This window comes from Paenibacillus sp. (genome assembly GCF_031177825.1).
Classification (GTDB): Bacteria; Bacillota; Bacilli; order Paenibacillales; family YIM-B00363; genus Paenibacillus_AE.
Genome location: NZ_JAPSKE010000016.1, coordinates 1 through 17752 on the forward strand (window position 1 = coordinate 1; position 17752 = coordinate 17752).

The following is a 17752-nucleotide window of genomic DNA, read 5'->3' on the forward strand; positions in this document are numbered from 1 at the left end:
CGACACGTTTCTATACCAGCGGAGATGGCGGCTACGATTCGCATTTCGAAGAAATAGGAAAAAAATACGGCCCCTTCGACATCACCTGCATCGAAGGGGGCCAATATGATCCGCGATGGCCCGGGGTACATATGACGCCCGAAGAAGCGGTTCAGGCTCATGTAGACGTAAACGGGAAAAATATGATGTTAATTCATTGGGGCGCGTTTACTCTTGCGTTTCATGGTTGGGCGGAACCGGTGGAGAGAGCCTTACGAGAGGCGCACGAAGCGAGAGTTACGTTATTGACTCCGAAAATCGGCGAGACGGTCCCATTGGTCGGAGGAGTTTCCGTCCCTTGTTCACCATGGTGGAACATGTAAAGCGGGAATTCGCTGAATGGAAAGAAAGTCTAGGGGGATACAAGCGATGAAGGAGTCATCCCATTACGATGAAATTGTACGGATCTTGTGCGAAGATCAGGAGGTTCAGGTTACGGTCGACGGCGGGATGAAGCGGTTCGGAGCTTCGGGAGAGCTCAGGGCCGCCGGCAAAATGTTCGCGTTCTGCTCCAAAGGAAATCTGATCGTGAAGCTGCCTCAGTCGAAGGTAGCGTCATTAGTTGCCGAGGGACGAGGTCAACCATGCGAGATGGGACGCCGCACGATGCGCGAATGGGTGATCGTCGGACCGGAGCGGCAGTCGGATTGGCTCCCGATCGCGATCGAGTCCAAACATTTCGTCTTAGGCAAAGGGTAGATCGAATAGGCGACGTTCCCTGCACGGGAGCGGCGCCTGCGGCTACTCCTAAGCGTTCCCCGCATTCCCTCCGACTGCCGGAAGGTCCTCCAACCGCTCGAATACGAGCAACCCTTTCTCCTTAGCGACGCGCACCATTTCATCCGCGCCAGCCGAAGCCCCTCCGACTCGGAGCACGGCGTCGCAGTGGTCCAGCAATCGAATGGATGAGGGATGAAAAATCCGCGTGAACATGTCGTCGCCGAGCGCGGTAGAACCGGCGGTAGCGATCAGAGGCAAGGCGTACCACTCCCCCAAGACCGGCAGGTGTCCGGCTTCGTAAACCTGCAAGGCGATGTCATTCATGTGTTCCATGTTCTTACGAATCAACGCGGGGTCGTCGTTCGTCCCGGAACGGTAGGGGCCTGCGACCAGCACATGCAGCGACTTCGGCGGCGCTTGCAGCAGGTTATGGAGTTGGGCGTATTGCAGCAGCAGGATCGTCTTGGCGTCGCGAATGTCCCCGTTTTCGACCATCTGCAAGGCCTCGCGATAGGGGAGTTCCAACACCTCGATATTCTCTTGCTCCTCCTCGAGTCCGCCGCCCGCGCCGATCGCCATATCGTCGTTATACTCGGCGACGAAGAAATGCAGGATTTCCGTCACGGAACCCGGCGACATATACGCTTCCCCGATCTTTTGCACGCTGGAAATTCGATATCCGGTTTCTTCTTCCGTCTCCCGAAGAATGCTGGCTTCCGGCGTCTCCTTGTCGAGCAGTCCGGCGCAGCCTTCGATTAACATCCCCGACGGGTTGCCGTTCTTGTAGGTCGGCATGCGGAATTGGTTCGTTAATACGACGGTCTGTTTCACCCGGTTATAGAGCAGGATCGTCGCCCCGTTGCCGCGGTCGTACACTTCGCGCGATTGGGTTTCCCATTGTCCGCCGCTCTTTTCGTATTCGAACGTAACCTTCTTTAAGACATACCAGTTGTCGGACAAGAGTTCCTCATTGACGATTCGAACAGCAGGCTGTCGCTTCGTAGCGTTCATGAATGTTTCCTCCCTATGAAAATTCCGTTTTCTTTGGTCATCCGAAGCACTCCGGCTTGCTTCAATAGATTTCTGACATGGACGATAAACCGTTCCAAGACCGGGCCGACTAATCGCTCTCTAGCGTTCATCGGCGTCGACGTCATATAGTCGACGAGCGGCTCCGCCTCGGTCACCAGCAGCTGATCGTCGTACCGGAGCAGCCGAAGATCGGCGAAGTGAGTGGAGAGCTGTTCCGTTCCGTTATCGAAATGGAATCGATGAATCACGTCGTCCAACACGCGAAGCTCGGGGTCGAAGGAAATCGCCAATTCCTCTGCTTCTTGGAGATGACGCGTACTCATCGTCGAGGCGCATATCGTCCCTTCGGGTTTCAAGACGCGGTGCATCTCCGCAACGGCGAGGGGGAGATCCGCGACATGATAGAGCATGTTGTTCGCAAGGACGAGGTCGAATTGCTCCTCGTGGAAGGGGAGCCGATGGACGTCGGCTTGTAAGCATACGAAAGGCGAAGGAGCGCGGCATAATCGGGAGCGAGCTTCCTCCACCATTCCGCCCGAAAGGTCGGTAAGCGTCACGCGCCAGCCCTCGGGAATACGGTCGGCGTTCCGCTGCCAGAACGTTCCGTCGCCGCAGCCGACCTCGAGGATGCGGGCATCCGGCGTCAGCTCGAGCTGCTCGAATAACCAACGATGCCAGCCTTGCGGATTCGCGCCGAACTTGTCGTACAGATGAATGCGGGTTTGCAGGCGGGTCGACGTCCGGTATTGCTCCGCCCAATTTTCTTGTTGCTGCACGGCGCGAATCAGCGCTTCGAAACGGTCCCAGCTCGGCCCGTCCCCCAGCGTTCCCAACGTCTTCCGAATCGCGTGCACGATATGTTCCGTATGCTCGATCTTCCGCTGCAATACGTCCAACTGCGCTTCCAAAGAACGCCGTACGCCCACTTCCGAAAGAGGCTCCGCCTCTAAAATATCTTGAATCTCTTCCAGCGAAAGTCCCACGTATTTCAAGGTCTGAATCCGTTGCAGGCGTTCTACGTCGCGAATCGAGTATTTCCGCGCGGAGCCGGGGCGATGCTCATTCGGCGACAGGAGTCCGATATGATCGTAATATCGCAACGTTCTAAGCGTGAGGCCCGTACGTTTGGCGAGCTCGCCCGTGGTGAGATAGTCTCCTTGGACCAGAAGCGATCTTCCTTTCGAAACGTGATAGAAAATGTTTCAACCCTAGTATATCGGGTGACGTTACGTCACCTGCAAGCTTTTTTCTCGCCCCGCGTCGCGATGAAGTCCGACTTCGGTCCAGTCGGGGATTGGTCCGCAGGAGGTAGTTGTTCTTCCCCGGCCCTCGTATAATCAAATCGAACCAGTTGGGGAATATTCTGGAAATTATGCGAAACGAGGGAATGGAAGCGTGAGGACCATAATCGAATTCAAAAATGTAAGGAAAGAATACAAAATAGGGGAAGTGCCGATCAAGGCGCTTGACGGCGTCGACTTTTCCATAGCGGAAGGGGAGTTCGTCGTCATCTTGGGCGCGAGCGGCGCCGGGAAGAGTACGATTTTGAATATCCTCGGCGGTATGGATTCGGCGACGTCCGGTCAAGTGGTGGTAGGCGGCCAAGAGATCACGGCGATGACGGAGAAGCAATTAACGAAATATCGCGGCGAGAAGGTCGGCTTTGTCTTTCAGTTCTACAACCTCATACCGAACTTGAACGCTCTAGAAAACGTGGAGTTCGCCACGGAAGCATGCAAAAACCATCTGAACGCCAAGCGGATTTTGCATCGCGTCGGATTAACGGACCGGGCCCGAAATTTCCCTTCCCAGCTCTCCGGAGGAGAGCAGCAGCGAGTGGCCATCGCCAGAGCGGTCGCGAAAAATCCTTTACTCTTATTATGCGACGAACCGACAGGAGCTTTGGATTATGTCACGGGCAAGTCCGTCTTGAAGCTTCTTCAGGAGTTGAACCGAGATACGAACAAGTGCGTCGTCTTGGTTACCCATAATTCCGCGATCGCTCCTATGGCGGATCAAGTGATTAAGGTGAAAAGCGGAAGGATCGAAAGCGTGACGAGGAACGACGAAAAGCAAAGCATCGAAGGGATTGAATGGTGAGATGAAGCTATCCATAAAGCTAGTCAGAGACATATCGCAATCCTACGGTCAATTTATCGCTTTCGTGTTGGTGATCGCGGTAGGGGCCTTCTTCCACGCGGGACTGGTCACGTACAGCGACCATCTTAGCGCTTATACCGCGAAGTATTTCAAAGAGCATCGCCTAAGCGATTTATATGTATATTACGATCGGATTTCTACATCCGATATAGCCGGGTTAAGCGAAACGGAAGGGATAGCGAAAATAGAAGGGCGGTATACGTTCGCCGCGACGCAAGCCTTCGAAGAGGGGAAGGCTTCGTTGACCGTTCATTCGATCCCGGCGCGCAACGAAATCAATACGCCGGCCATGATCGAGGGCAGCCTCCCGTCGGGTAAGGATGAAATCATACTGGATTCCCATTATGCGAAAGAACATGACATTCATATCGGAGACCGAATCGGCATCGCTGCCGAGGGGAAGGAATTCACGTTTACGGTAACCGGCTTGTGCGAAAATGTAGAGTATGCGAAAAAGAACGACATCCAAGACCATAAAGCCTACGGGTTTGCTTATGTGGCCGAAGGCGCGATTCCGGAAATTCGCGGCGGCCTTTCCTATAATGAAATCATGGTTGCCGCGAAGGAAGGGTACGATATCGACCGCGTGGGGGCGTCCATCGAAGAACGGTCCAAGCAACGCGGGCTGTCTTACGTCAGCCAAACGAGTAAGGAACGGACGTTCAGCTATTCGAAGATCCAGGAAACGATTTATAACAACGCTTTAATGAGTAAGGTCATTCCGCTCGTATTTTTCGCGATCGAAGCGATGATTCTTTTTCTGGCGATGTCGAGGATGGTCGATTCCCAAAGAAAGCAAGTCGGGATTATGAAAGCTCTGGGCGTGAGAAGAGGGGCCATCATCCTTCATTACATGGGATACCCCGTGCTGGCAAGCGTCGCGGGCTCGGTCCTCGGTTTCGTCATGGCCGGTCTTGTCTTCGTCCCCTTCGTAACGGCGTCGAGCGCCAGAGCGTATTCGCTGCCCGGCATCGACTTCACCCTATCGATCTCTTCGATCCTTCTTCCCATCCTGTTCTCCGGCGCATTCGGCGCGGTCTCCAGTTACTTCAGTTGCAGAGGCGTTAGTAAGGAACCAGTGGCGCAGGCGATGCGTCCCAAATCGCCAAAGGCGATAAGGAAGATATGGATCGAAAACGTTCCAAGCTTGTGGCGTCGGATTCCCTACACGTATAAGCTCATTTTGAGAAATCTATTTTTAAATAAACGAAAAGCGCTGGCCAGCTCGATCGGCGTAATGGGAAGTACGGTGTTATTGATCACGGCTTTCAGCACGCAGACGGCTTTGTTAAAAGTAGCGGAACAAATCGAAGAGGTGTATCGATACGACTTGAGAATCGATTACAAGGTCGGAACGACCGCGGATCACGTACAAATCCCCCCCGGCGCGAAAAGCAGCTATGTCGTCTCGACCTATCCGATTGAATTGTCGAAGGAAGGTCGAAATGAGAAAGCCGCGTTGGTCGTTACGGAAAAGGATAACCGTCTCATTCAATTCTTCGACGAAAACGAGGAAAGGATATCGCTGGAGGACAATGGCGTGCTGGTACCCAAGTCGTACGCCGACAAGTACCGCATTCAAGCAGGGGATACCGTCGAAATTACGTTCGCCGCGCCGGAGTTGAATCGTAAGACGGCGGCGATGAAGGTGGTCGCCATCTCCACGCAGTATTCGAATCCGTCGTTATACGGCACGCCGGATTATCTAGAGAGCCTTGGCATCGACGCTGCGCCGACCTCGCTGTTCGTCGAAGCGAATCGCGCTAGCGATATTGCCGACATTCGCGACTTTTACGAACGAGATCCGCAGGTAGATTCGATTTCGGACAAAGAGGATCTGAAAAAGACAGCGCAGTATATCGTCAAACAAAACAGCTTCGTCTTTATCATGTTTATCGTATGCGCGGTCATCCTCTCCTTCGGCGCGATCTATACGATCTCCTCCATTAACATTTACGAGCGGAATCGCGAGCTTGCGACGCTGAAGGTGTTAGGCTATCGGAAGCGGAACATCATGAAACTTATCTTTTTCGAAAACATCATCCTTACCGCATTCGCGGCGATTGTCGCGATACCGATCGGCGGGTATTTGTTTTCGATCATCGTAGCGGCGTTATCCAGCTCCCATCAACAGATCCCGGAACAATTGAATGCAATCATGACGGCGGCGTCCGTCATCCTTATATTCCTGCTCACGATTATATCCAGCTTGCTGCTCTGGAGGAAGGTAACCCGTATAAACATGATTGAATCGTTGAAGAGCGTCGACTAACGCGGGCGTATACGTGTTGGTTTACTGAGAAAAAGCCCCGTCCACCTTGCCGGTGGAGGGGGCTGCGACGACCGGACAGTGTCGTATTCCAGTTCAATGTATTATGAAGCAACCTCAACTTTCAAGGTGTTCCGATTTACTACGATATATTCGCCTGTCGATTTATTCATGACTTGTGAGACTTCATTTGTGTGCATGATCTCAAACCAATCATTCTGTATATCCACCAATAAATTTACTTCCACATCATTGTCTCCATACTTCAAACCGCTATAAGTTAACTTCGTCATCGTCGTCATTCCTCTTTTCATACATTATTGAATCAGAAATATTCACAAAAAAAGATATATACTTACATTTCTTTACGGTACTTAAAATGGTAATAAGTGTTATATCCAACGATAAACAGATAGGCAAAAACCAATAGCAATACCATTGTTAAATCTATAGCCATCAAGGCAAATGCTGTAATTAAGGCTCCAAGCACAAAAACCATCATGTCATATGCTTTCGCTTTTGCCCGATTAGCGATTGCCAAATTACGCTCATCTTTCATTTCGATTTCTAATTGCTTCGCTGCGGCGGGATTATTCTTCTTAGCGTTTCGGACGATGATTTCTCCCATACCGTGACCGAAAACGCACCCTTTGTTCGTCCTCCAGAACGGGTCCTCCTTTCATTCATCATACTTATTAGAGCACTAACTCAAAATAAAAGGTTCCGATAGTTGTTATGGAAGGGATCGTTGATCCTTATTGAATGCCTATGTGCTAAAATGAGGTGTGACACATCAACGAGACAAACCGGCATAGGGGGCTTGAGCAGCCTTGAAAGAAAGCAGCGAGACGACCTTACGGACATTCATGAATACGAACATCATCGATCTGCCGCTTTTTTTTCCTATGGCCCTGCAAATCGTGGAGCTACTACAGGAATGGCACCAACAACATGATATTCCTCGCGGAATCAATCCTGAAACCATCGCGCTCCGGACGGAAGGCGAGGATTTGACGCTGCAATGGCTCGATGCGGAACATGCGTGTCCCGGACAAGCGTATGCCTACTTGTCTCCGGAGCATGCGGGTCGTATGATGAGGCAGCCTGATCTTCGCAGCGATATGTACGGCATCGGCATCCTGTTCTATGAATGGCTGACAGGCGCTTCTCCGTTCAAGGCGCTAACGGGAAACGAATGGACCCATGCTCATATGGCGTTGCTTCCGGTTCCGGTGAAGGAACGGCAGCCGTCAGTTCCTCCTATGCTCAACGACCTCGTCATGAAACTTCTCTCTAAATCGCCGGAGGACCGGTATCAGCGCGCGTACGGGCTCCAGGACGATCTGCAACGCTGCTCGGACCAATGGAGGGAGACAGGGACGATCGATCCGTTTCCATTGGGCACCCTCGATGCAAGAAGCCGTCTGCGTCTGCCGAGTCGGTTATACGGCCGGGACCGAGAATGGCAGCAATTGCTGAAGTCGTATGAACGTTGCCGTCGGGGTTCCGCAGAAATGCTATTCATCGGCGGGCATGCCGGCATCGGCAAATCCACGTTCGTCAAAGCCCTTCAACCCCGCGTGCAACAGGACAAGGGGTACTTCATATTCGGTAAATCGGAAGCGGGTCAGGAATCTACACCTTACGCCCCGTTCATCGCGGCTTTCGCGGAGTTGGTCCGGCAGGTCGTGGCGGGCGGAGAAGAACAGTCGGCGCGATGGAAAGCCAGGCTGACTAAAGCATTGGGGCGAAGCGGGAGCGTGCTCGCGCAAGTGGTCCCCGAATTGACCTGGTTGATCGGGGAGCAGCCGGCGGTCGAGGCGTTGTCCCCCGTGGAAGCGACGAATCGTTTTCGAACGCTATTCGGCAACTTGATTCAGGCGTTCGCAGACGAGGAGCACCCTTTGGTCGTGGGACTTGACGATCTGCAATGGGCGGATTCGGCCTCTCTTCAACTGCTTCGCGAGCTATGGAACCGCGCATCGCTCAAGCATGTCTTGATCATCGGAACGTATCGGGATCATGAGGGGAACGAGAAGCAGGGTCTCGAGGAACTGTTTCCGGACATGCCCGATTCCGATGTTGGAGGGATCGGCTATATGAACATACATGCCCTCAGCTATCCGGAAGTCAAACGGTACATGGGGGACGCGCTGGATGCCGATTCGGAGCGAATCCGGCCGTTGGCGGATGTCCTCTATCGACAAACGGCGGGCAACCCGCTGTATCTCAAGCAGTTGCTGCAGACGTGCCATGATCGCAAATGGCTTTATTTCGATAGGGCGCGAATGCGGTGGGATTGGGACATGCAGGCCATCCAAGGGCTGGAGGGCTTTCAGCATGTCGAGGCTTTAATCAGGAGCAGAATCGGGACGCTCCCGGAAGGAACCCGCATCGCGATGCGATGGGCCGGTGTCTTGGGCGCCTCCTTCGACATTGACAAGCTCTCGCTGGTTACCGGGAAAGACATCGAGCAACTGATCCATGCGGTATCGCCGGCGGTGAGCGAAGGGTGGATCATGGTCGAAGAACGGCGTCTGACGTTCCTTCATGATCAAGTTCGGAAGGTTGCTTACGATCTCATTCCGGAACAAGAGAAAGACCGAGTGCATCTGGAAGTCGGGCGATCCCTGCTCCGTTCGAAGAACTGTGCGGAAGTCGCCGAGGAACAATTGTTCGAGGTTGTGCATCATCTCAATACGGGCAGTGCGTACATCACGGACCGCTCGGAAGCCGAGCGTCTGGCCCGCCTGAACCTTCGAGCCGGAAGGAAGGCGAAGGCTTCCGCCGCTTATGGGCAAGCATCGGAGCTCCTAAAGATGGGGGCTCGATTCGTGGAGTCCGATGGCTGGTCCCGACCCGATGCGCTATATTTCAAGCTTGTGCTGGAACGTACGGAATGCCTTTATTTCTGCGGCGATATTCGTCAAGCCGAGGCGGACCTGCGGCAGCTGCTTGAGCATGCCGACCAAATCAATGATCGATCGCGAATTTACTCGATCATGATCATGATGTATTCGTTTCACAAGAGAATGGACGATGCCGTCAAGATTGCGCTTCAAGCCATGGCCGAGTTCGGATTTTCGATACCATCCTCATCGTCGCGTCCTGTCATTCTCGCCGAGATAGCGCGTACGCAGCTGGCCCTTGCCAAACCGCGAATGCGGCTAACCCATCTGTCTACGAATCAGGATCCCGAACATCAAGCCTTGGCTCAGATCGTGACGGTCTCCTCATCGGTTATATTTATTGTCGATCCGGCGATGGCTGTCGTCCTATTTGCGAAGTATGTACGAATGTCGTTGAGCCAAGGCCTCGGGAACGCGTTCTCCATCGCGTTGGGCTCCTATGCCATCACCATGGCTTTCGGATTCGGAAAATATCGAACGGCTCAGCGACTGGCCGAGACGGCGTGGCAGTACGCCGAGCATTCGGACAGCCTTCTGCTCAAAGGGAAAGCCCAGCTCATACTGGCTTTGGTGAAACAATATCTCCATCCGCAAGAAGTCGTCCCCATGTTCGAGAAAGCGGGACAGCTCAGCATGGAATGCGGAGATATGGTCAGCGCCGGGAACGCCATAGCTTGCCACATGATCGCGGCCGACAATGATTTGGAGCGCTTGGAAGAAGTCTGTAATGCCTATGAAGAGAAGAATGCTTCGACGCTCGATGAGATCACGCTGCGGGTGCTGCATATTTCCAAACGATACGTCGAGTTGTTGCGACAGGAGACCGAGGACCACACGCTGTCGTTCAACATCCCGGGTCTCTCGGAGGAAATCATGCCGGTAGAGGGAGGATTGACGAACGAGGAGGAAGGGAACTGGTATTACTTCTATACGTGCAAGCTTGAGGTCGCGTTCGTCTATTCCCGATATTCGGAAACGATCGCCTTGGCCGAGCAGTCCGAACAGTTTGAGAGAGAGATGTTGTTGTCCGTCAAACAAAAGCATTGTTTCTATCATGCCCTGGCTATCATGAGGTTGTATGCAGAGGCTTCCGAGCTTGGGCGAGGCAAGCATCGGAAAGCGTTGCGGAAGGCGATGCAACGTATGCGGAAGTGGGCGAAGATCGCAACGGCGACGACATTGTCCAAATACCGGACGGTGCAGGCGGAATACGCCCGATTGCATCGTGAATACGATCGGGCGGCGAGGCTGTACGATCAGGCGATTCACGAGGCGCGGCAGGCAGGCGAATATCGGGACGAAGCGATTGCGGCGGAAACCGCCGCGAACTTCTATATGCAACGCAACGATCGCCGTCTGTCGGAAGCCTACCTCCGGAAAGCCTGCGAGGCTTATTACAGATGGGGGGCGACCCGGAAGTCGAAGAGCTTGCGGGGGCGCATCCCTGAGTTCCCCGAACTACCGTTCGAGGAAATCGAAGATGAGCTCAAGTCGGACCCGAAGCCGAATACGGACGCGCCTTCCTCGGAAGCGCCACTCCAGGACATAGGTCTGAGGAAGGGCCTGGATTACGAGATGTTTCAGCAAATCGCCAACATCCAAACGGACCATCGGTCGGAGCTCTCGTTGGCGGAGAATTTCTTGCAGTCGGCGCTTCGCGCCACCGGTGCCGAAAGAGGTTTGGTCCTGTTCGGGGAGTCGAGCGACTTCATTATAGAGGCGGAACAAGAGATCAATCGGAATGGCGCGGTTTCTCCGGCTCAAGCGGGACAGTATTCAACCGCGGTCGTTCAATTCGTCCATCGGACGAAGGAGTCTGTCGTACTGGGGGATGCCTTGCAGAGCCATTTCGCATACGATGCGTACATGATTCATAGGAGTCCGCGATCGCTCTTGTGCTTGCCGATTCGCGATTCGGATCGGCGAGACGGCGTTCTGTATTTGGAAAACAATCAGATGTCCGATGCGTTCAAGATGGATCGTCTGGATCTGCTAGAAATGATATTTTCTCGCATGATGTATCTAAAGCTCTGGCAATCGGAAGATCGAATGGACACAAATCGGACAGAGGATCGCACGAAGCGGAAGCCCTCGCTTATCGAATCTTTGACGAACCGCGAGATGGAGATCGTTCATCTCATGGCCGACGGGCTGTCCAATAAACAAATCGCCCTTCGTTTAGCGATTACGGAAGGGACGGTAAAAATTCATGCGAACAATATTTATGGAAAACTACAGGTGAACAAACGGGTGCAAGCCATCAAGAAAGCCAGGGAGCTTCAGTTAATACATTAGGTTTCGTCGAATCGCTTCGCATAGGCTGTTGCCGATTTCATTCCGACATCGGCGTCAGTCTTTTTTGTGCTACCCGTTAATCGACATAATACGACAAACAAACAAGAGAAATGTCGAATCTATAACTTTCGTTAGATGTCAATATACCTATTATTCATGTAGAGTTTGTACAAGAATGCAAGACAACTATCTAACAGATAAGAGAGGAACAGAGAATGAGCGGAAGAAAGAAATATATTTCGGTTTCATGGAAAAGGTTCCTTGTGATGCTATTGTGCGTTATGATGTTTCCCCAGGATCAGCCGGGCGTACATGCCGCACCGGGCGATTCGGATACCATTACAACAATAGCGGGGACGGGAAACAACGGCTATTACGGAGACGGCGGAGCAGCCGATGCCGCATGGTTGTACTACCCATCCGGCGTGACTGTGGATGATGCAGGCAATCTATACATAGCCGATACAACGAACCATGTGGTTCGAAAGGTGGCGCCGAATGGAACCATCAGCACGGTAGCGGGAACGGGGGCGCAAGGATTTACGGGAGACGGAGGTCAGGCTAACCAAGCTGAGCTTAATCACCCTACCGGCGTAGCGGTGGATAGCGGCGGAAATCTGTATATCGCCGATGCCTGGAATTACCGGGTGAGGAAGGTAGTCCCGAATGGAACGATCAGTACGGTAGCAGGCTCCGGCGATACTCCGGGAGACGGAAGTTCGGCCACTTCCACGTACCTGGCCAATCCTGAAGGCGTAGCGGTAGACGCTAACGGGAATCTTTATATCGCAGATAGCGAGGGCCACCGAATCTGGAAGGTGGGAGCAGATGGAACGATCCAGGCGATCGCAGGGACGGGCTCGGCAGGATTTTCGGGCGACGGGGGCCAGGCCGACCAGGCGGAGGTGAGCGCTCCCGTCGGCGTGGCTGTAGACGGCGACGGAATTGTGTATATCGCCGATACCGGCAACAATCGAATTCGGAAGATTGCGACAGACGGTACGATCAGTACGGTAACCGATCAGGTAGTCGGTGCCAAAGGAGTCGCGGTGGACGGCAGCGGGAATGTGTTCGTCGCCGATACCTCGAACTATCGAATCAAGAAGGTATCCGCGGGCGGAGCGGTTAGTACGGTGGCGGGTACCGGAGGCATAGGGTATACCGGAGACGGCGGGGCAGCCGACGCAGCCACATTTAACTCCCCTACAGGGGTAGCGGTTGACCTGGCGGGCAATGTGTATATCGCCGATATGTCGAATCATGTGATCCGGATGGTAGGGGCTAACCCTTACCTGGTCGGTTTGACGTTGTCCAGCGGAACTTTGAGTCCGTCTTTCTCGTCCGCAGTAACGGCCTACACAGCAACTGTAGGGAATAACGTGAACAGTCTCACGATGACGCCGACGTTATATGGCTCCGGCGGAACTGTAACGGTTGCCGTATACGACGGGAATGGAACGCTGGCAGGAGGTCCGTTCAGTGTAACGAGCGGTGCGGCATCTTCGGCGCTGCCTTTGAGCACGGGCAACAATACGATCTCCATCGAAGCGCCGTCGCTAGGCGGGACGACAAAGACGTATACCGTGACCGTAACGAAATCGGCAGCGGGCGTCGATGCCGATTTATTCGATTTATGGTTGAGCGAAGGAATATTGAACCCGACTTTTGACCAGGCTATCACGAACTATGCGGTCGATGTAAGCAACGATGTGACCCGTCTCGCGGTTACGCCATGGTTGTCGGACGGTCAGGCAACCGTTACCGTGAATGGCGTTTCGGTCGCAGCTTACACGGAGAGCGATCCGATCGAATTAAGCGAAGGCAGCAATACGATCGCCGTTGCGGTTACCGCGCAGGATGGCATCACGACGAAGACGTACACGATCACGGTCACAAGAGCGGTATCGGTCAGCAACAACGCGGATTTGAGCGGGCTGACGCTCAGCCATGGCACGTTGGATCCGATGTTCGCCTCTGGAACGACAAGCTATACGGCAGATGTGGGGAATGCCGTCGCTAGCTTAACCGTGACGCCGACGGTGTCGGAGAGCCATGCGACCGTTACGGTGAACGGAGCGGTAGTAGCCAGCGGCTCGGCGAGCGAAGCGATCGACCTGAACGTAGGCAGCAATACGATCACAGTCGCGGTTACCGCGCAGGATGGCATCGCGACGAAAACGTACTCGATCACGATTCATGTCGACCTGGCGAACCCGGCGTTCGAGCCGGATATCGTGGACCCCACCAATCAAGACGTGACGCTTACCGTCGTCTTCCCGGCGTATGCGGCGACCAAGCAAGTCAGCACCGATGCGCTCGCGTGGACCCCGTATACGGCGCCGATCGTCGCGACGGCGAATCAGGCGGTCTATGCGAGGTACGAGCACGAGAACGGCGGATGGAGCAATATAGTGCGCTACGATATCGGGAATATCGATAAGGAAGCGCCAACGACGGGGAGCGAGGTCGCCGTTGAGGCAACGTCGAAATACGTGACCGTAGCCTTCCAACCGGTGGACGGCGGATCCGGCATCGCCGGTACGTACTACAAGGTCGACGGCGGCGCCGAGCAGACGGGGAATAGCGTACAACTGCGTTCGCAAGGAGCGCATACGATCGTCTATTGGAGCGTGGACCATGCGGGCAATCTCGAGCTTGAACGGCAGCTCTCGCTCGAAGTCCAGCGGCTTCCGATCCCGACGGAGGGCCGATTCCATATCGGACTGCTTCTGTCGTGGATGCGGCTAGCTACGCCTGAGCAGCTCGATATGAACGACGACGGCGCCTTCGATAAGCAGGATGTGGACGTCATGCTGCGCGCGATCGATCCGGTCGGATGGAGTTCTAATCTTACGAACTAGCGGTCGGGGTTTGTTGTTTATAGTGGGAATTCCACGGTATGACATCCCTGCTTGACTCCGCCCGGAGAATTCTCTGGGCGGTTTATTATAAGGAGATTGAACGCTAAGCCCGAGTAACAGCGACAACGATTTTGCTATTTCCGAAGGAAGCAAGCAACCGATGAAGCGCGAGACGAACCCTGTCGAGCGAAGAGTCTAGGCGCATGCCCCTGCTTTCCCCCGAAATCGCAATAAGTCGAAAACGCCCGATCTAGGCGAACCGGCACCCTGCCCGATGAATAAACCATAGAAGAACAGTGGGAATTAAGGGCAGGGTGATTTCGACATGAGAAGGTTGGTCTTATTCAGTCTCGTCGGGTTTTTCGCGCAGCTGGTCGACGGTTCGCTCGGGATGGGTTTCGGGGCGACGTCGGGGTCGCTGCTGCTGATGTTCGGCGTCGCTCCTGCGGTCGTATCGGCGTCGATTCATCTGGCGGAGGTCGGGACGACGGCGGCGTCCGGGGCATCGCATCTCTACTTTAAGAACGTAGACCGGCGGCTCGCCTGGCGGCTGCTTATCCCCGGAGCGATTGCCGCGTTCTTGGGCGCAGCGTTCCTAAGCTCCTTACCGGGGCATCTGCTGAAGCCGTTCATTGCGGCGTTCTTGACGGCGCTCGGGGTGTATATTTTAATTCGATTCTTGCTTCAAGCGAGACGGCGTCAAGACGAGCCGGAACAGCAGCCCGCGTATTCGAAAACGTTCGTCATCCCGCTCGCGATCGTCGGCGGTTTCTTCGACGCCGTCGGCGGCGGCGGATGGGGCCCGATCACGACGCCCGCGCTGCTCGCGAAGAACGGCGCGACGCCGCGCAAGGTCGTCGGCACGGTCGCGACGAGCGAGTTCGCGGTCGCGGTCTCGGCGACGCTCGGGTTCGTTCTCTTCCTTGGCTGGGAGGCGTTCAATTTGTTCTGGGTGCTTGCGTTCGTCCTCGGCGGCGTGTTCGCGGCGCCGCTAGCGGCTTACCTCGTGAAGGTCATTCCGACGCAATATATGGGCGTGACCGTTGGCGGCTTCATTATTCTGACGAACCTCAACACGCTGCTCCAGTCGGCGGATTTCGTGCCGAGCGAGTGGACGGTTCCGATCTATATCGTCGTATTCGTCCTGTGGATCTCCGCGGTCGTCTACCAATGGTCGTCGCGCCGGCGCGTCGCTAACGCGTAACTGCATCCTTCCGGCATGCGCCGCCCCTGAGGGCGGCGTTTTCCTTTTCCATAGACGCCGATTGTGGGGGACTCGTCGGGAACGACCGTCTGCAGGCGGGCGGATACCCGCGCGAAACGGCGGGAAGAAATGAAGGACATCCCGAAGTTAGGCTTGCGGGGCAAGACGTACATCATGATGGGCGACGTAGGCAAGAAGGCGTTGTAGCGCAAAGAGCGTCGTTCCTTTACGGAACGATGCTTTTTTTGAAACGCTTCGGCTTGCCGGACGTAAAAAAAACTAGGTCCCGACGTGCCTGTCCGCGATGAATTAGGTATACTAATGGTTGGGCAAGTTAACGTTAATTACATATAGAATTGTTGACTGCTGACACTTACAGGGATGAAGAGAGGAGCAATCGAGTTGGAGTCACTTTGGCTGGAGTACGCATGGGCATTACTGATCCTGATCGGGTTGGAGGGGTTGCTGTCCGCCGACAATGCGCTCGTGTTGGCGGTCATCGCGAAGCATCTTCCGGACGATCAGAAGAAGAAGGCGATCAATTACGGCATTATTATGGCCTTCGTTTTCCGGTTCGCCGCGCTGTTCGCCATTTCCTTCATCGCGAACGTTTGGCAGGTACAGGCGATCGGCGCAGCCTATCTGCTATATCTTGGGATAAAGCACATCGTTCAAGCGAAGTTCGGGAAGAAACCCGAGGCTCATCAGAAGGAATTAAAGCAAGAATCCTCGGGGAAAGGGTTTTGGCCTACGGTCGGCAAGATCGCTCTGGCCGATCTCGCGTTCGCGATCGATTCCATTCTCGCCGCGGTAGCGCTCGCCCTCGGACTTCCGGATTCCCCGCTGGGCGAATTCGGCGGCATGGACGGAGGTCAGTTTATCGTCGTCGTGCTTGGGGGCATCGCCGGTCTGGTCTTGATCAAGTATGCGGCCACTTGGTTCGTGAAGCTGCTTGGACAACGTCCGGCGCTGGAAACGACGGCTTACGCGATCGTGGCTTGGGTCGGGGTGAAGCTGGCCGTCATCACGCTCGCCCACGAGGATATCGGCGTGTTGGATCATCATTTCCCGCATAGCACGGGATGGACGACAGTGTTCTACATCGTCTTGGTCGCGATCGCCCTCCTCGGTTGGTTCGCGCCTAGCAACAAGCAGGCAAAGGCGACCCAATCGTAACGTATCCGTGAGTGGAAAGGTAAGAGCTAAGCCGGTTGAAAACCGCTTAGCTCTTTTTTCCGTATTTTCGAGGGGGCTCATACGACCATGAACGAAATCGAGCGATATCGCGAAGAACTCGCGCGGATCTTCGCCGAAGCGGAGAAGGACATCGCCGCTTTCCCGGACGGGCTGCGGAACCGAGCGCTGCGGCTTCTGGAGCGGAGCGATCCGCTGCGGAGCGGCGGACGCGCGAACGCGATCAGCTACTTGCTGCCGTATTGGGCGCAGGAGCGAACGAACGGTCCGCTGGAGCTGTGCCGCGATCTGGCGATCGGAAATATCCATGCGATGCTCCGGTTTTTCCTGTTGGACGACGCGATGGACGGCGCCGCGGCGAGCCTGGAGCCGTTGCGAGAGTCGCTGGCGCTCGTTCCGCTCTTGGACGATCGGTTTCTGGAGCGGTACCGGAGACACTTCCCCGAAGATTCGATGCTGTGGAGCAGGTACCGCGTCTACCTTGAGGAATGGGCGTCGGCCGTCTATACGGAAGGACGGAATGGTCCGATGGATCCGCGCGACGGCGGCGCGTTGGCGAGGAAGGCGGCGCCCGCGAAGATCGGCGTCTGCGGCATGCTGCTGCGCGCGGGGCAAGCGGAGCGCCTTCCCGCGACGGAGGAAGCCGTCGAGCTGGCGTTAGCGGCGCTTCAGCTGTCCGACGATCGAGCGGATTGGCGGGAAGACTTGCGCGTCGCGAACGGCAGCGGCAACGCCTTCCTGACGATCGTTCGAGAGCGTCTGCCCGTTTGGCCGGTCGACGAGTCCGAAGTCCGGAAAGCGATGTACAACCATGGCGTCTTCGATCGCCTCGCGGACATCGCAGACGGCTACGTCGAACGGTTGGGACGGATGGCCGACGCGCCGGGCGGGCTCGTCCGATTCGCTCAGGATATCGCCCGAAGCCTGCGGGGAGAGGCCGAAGACGCGGCGGCCTCGAGACGGCGGCTGGCCCTTGAGGGCGGATTCGCTTACTTCTTGTCGAAAATGGAAGAATAATAGGACAATATTACCAATTCGGTGTATGATAGTAGGGCTAGTTTATTTTCCG

The 17752-nt window shown here is 55.0% G+C and carries 14 protein-coding genes; 10 read left to right on the forward strand and 4 right to left on the reverse strand.

All coding sequences use genetic code 11. The annotated features are described in order from the left end of the window. Nucleotides 1-362 (forward strand): MBL fold metallo-hydrolase (locus RIN49_RS17870; protein ID WP_309121517.1); only part of this gene is annotated, 362 nt, incomplete at its 5' end. 46 nt (nucleotides 363-408) lie between these two features. Continuing rightward, nucleotides 409-738, forward strand: a complete 330-nt coding sequence (locus tag RIN49_RS17875) for a hypothetical protein (RefSeq protein ID WP_309121518.1) — start codon at nucleotides 409-411, stop codon at nucleotides 736-738. 48 nt (nucleotides 739-786) lie between these two features. Here RIN49_RS17875 and nudK read toward each other — a convergent pair whose 3' ends face one another. After that, nucleotides 787-1770: a GDP-mannose pyrophosphatase NudK gene (gene nudK / locus RIN49_RS17880; RefSeq protein WP_309121519.1), complete on the reverse strand. Its 984-nt coding sequence runs from the start codon at nucleotides 1768-1770 to the stop codon at nucleotides 787-789. Continuing rightward, nucleotides 1767-2990 carry a MerR family transcriptional regulator gene (locus RIN49_RS17885; RefSeq protein WP_309121615.1) on the reverse strand — a complete coding sequence of 408 codons (1224 nt, stop codon included), beginning with the start codon at nucleotides 2988-2990 and terminating at the stop codon, nucleotides 1767-1769. Before RIN49_RS17885 ends, nudK begins: the two co-directional genes overlap by 4 nt. A gap of 196 nt (nucleotides 2991-3186) precedes the next feature. Here RIN49_RS17885 and RIN49_RS17890 point away from each other — a divergent pair, with 196 nt between their 5' ends. Both RIN49_RS17890 and RIN49_RS17895 read left to right on the forward strand, forming a co-directional pair. Continuing rightward, entirely contained in the window at nucleotides 3187-3891 is a 705-nt protein-coding gene (locus RIN49_RS17890; RefSeq protein ID WP_309121520.1) for an ABC transporter ATP-binding protein, read from the forward strand. 1 nt (nucleotide 3892) lies between these two features. Continuing rightward, complete coding sequence (locus tag RIN49_RS17895) at nucleotides 3893-6223, forward strand: ABC transporter permease (protein ID WP_309121521.1); 2331 nt, start codon at nucleotides 3893-3895, stop codon at nucleotides 6221-6223. A gap of 101 nt (nucleotides 6224-6324) precedes the next feature. Here RIN49_RS17895 and RIN49_RS17900 read toward each other — a convergent pair whose 3' ends face one another. Together RIN49_RS17900 and RIN49_RS17905 are read right to left on the reverse strand one after the other, a co-directional pair. Continuing rightward, nucleotides 6325-6513 carry a hypothetical protein gene (locus tag RIN49_RS17900; protein ID WP_309121522.1) on the reverse strand — a complete coding sequence of 63 codons (189 nt, stop codon included), beginning with the start codon at nucleotides 6511-6513 and terminating at the stop codon, nucleotides 6325-6327. Between the two features lie 62 nt (nucleotides 6514-6575). Further along, nucleotides 6576-6848, reverse strand: coding sequence for a hypothetical protein (locus RIN49_RS17905; RefSeq protein ID WP_309121523.1), 273 nt, complete (start codon nucleotides 6846-6848; stop codon nucleotides 6576-6578). Nucleotides 6849-7050: 202 nt separating this feature from the next. Here RIN49_RS17905 and RIN49_RS17910 point away from each other — a divergent pair, with 202 nt between their 5' ends. The 6 genes from RIN49_RS17910 to RIN49_RS17935 all read left to right on the forward strand — a co-directional run bounded on the left by RIN49_RS17910 (nucleotide 7051) and on the right by RIN49_RS17935 (nucleotide 17700). Continuing rightward, nucleotides 7051-11424 (forward strand): AAA family ATPase, encoded by a 4374-nt coding sequence (locus RIN49_RS17910; RefSeq protein WP_309121524.1) that lies wholly within the window; start codon nucleotides 7051-7053, stop codon nucleotides 11422-11424. Between the two features lie 284 nt (nucleotides 11425-11708). Next, nucleotides 11709-14285, forward strand: coding sequence for a cadherin-like beta sandwich domain-containing protein (locus RIN49_RS17915; RefSeq protein ID WP_483874280.1), 2577 nt, complete (start codon nucleotides 11709-11711; stop codon nucleotides 14283-14285). 325 nt (nucleotides 14286-14610) lie between these two features. After that, on the forward strand, nucleotides 14611-15489 hold the full coding sequence (locus RIN49_RS17920; RefSeq protein ID WP_309121526.1) for a sulfite exporter TauE/SafE family protein: 879 nt from the start codon (nucleotides 14611-14613) through the stop codon (nucleotides 15487-15489). 63 nt (nucleotides 15490-15552) lie between these two features. After that, nucleotides 15553-15696 (forward strand): hypothetical protein, encoded by a 144-nt coding sequence (locus tag RIN49_RS17925; RefSeq protein WP_309121527.1) that lies wholly within the window; start codon nucleotides 15553-15555, stop codon nucleotides 15694-15696. A gap of 195 nt (nucleotides 15697-15891) precedes the next feature. Further along, complete coding sequence (locus tag RIN49_RS17930; RefSeq protein WP_309121528.1) at nucleotides 15892-16665, forward strand: TerC family protein; 774 nt, start codon at nucleotides 15892-15894, stop codon at nucleotides 16663-16665. Nucleotides 16666-16752: 87 nt separating this feature from the next. Next, a complete protein-coding gene (locus RIN49_RS17935) occupies nucleotides 16753-17700 on the forward strand; it encodes a hypothetical protein (protein ID WP_309121529.1) in 948 nt (315 codons plus the stop codon). The last annotated feature ends 52 nt before the right edge of the window (nucleotides 17701-17752 follow it).